This is a genomic window from Streptomyces lancefieldiae, assembly GCF_031845825.1.
In the GTDB taxonomy this organism is placed as follows: domain Bacteria; phylum Actinomycetota; class Actinomycetes; order Streptomycetales; family Streptomycetaceae; genus Streptomyces; species Streptomyces lancefieldiae.
This window is the reverse complement of sequence record NZ_JAVRFH010000293.1, coordinates 1-481: the sequence shown is the minus strand read 5'-3', so window position 1 is coordinate 481 and position 481 is coordinate 1. Positions and strand designations below refer to the sequence as shown.

Below are 481 nucleotides of genomic sequence, written 5' to 3'. Positions count from 1 at the left end.
GGGTACACGCGGGCGAGGTCCCGAACATCGCCTCCCTCCTCAAGGGCGGCGAGCTGCTCCTCACCACCGGCCTGGGCCTCGGCACCCGCCCCGCCGAGCAGCGCGCGTTCGTCCGCCGCCTCGCCGACCGGGGGATCGCCGCCCTGGTGGTGGAGCTGGGCCCGCGCTTCAGCAGGCTGCCCGCCTCCATCGTGGACGCGGCCCGGGCGGCGGGTCTTCCGCTGGTGCAGCTCCACCGCGAGGTGCCGTTCGTCGCGGTGACCGAGGAGGTGCACACCGAGATCGTCAACGGGCACTACGCCCTGCTCCAGCAGGCGGAGGAGGTGCACCGGCGCGCCACCCGGGCGCTGCTCGACGGGGGCGGGGTGCCGCAGGTCCTCGGCATCCTGGCCGACTTCACCGCCAACCCGGTCTTCCTGGAGACGCCGGACGGCCAGCTCCTGTACGCGGCGTCCACGGGCACGGGTCCGGTGGGCGCGGA

At 75.3% G+C, this 481-nt stretch carries 1 protein-coding gene; it reads left to right on the top strand.

What is annotated here, in order from left to right:
• On the top strand, positions 1 to 481 hold a 481-nt coding region (locus RM812_RS42200; protein ID WP_311586318.1), incomplete at both ends, for a PucR family transcriptional regulator ligand-binding domain-containing protein.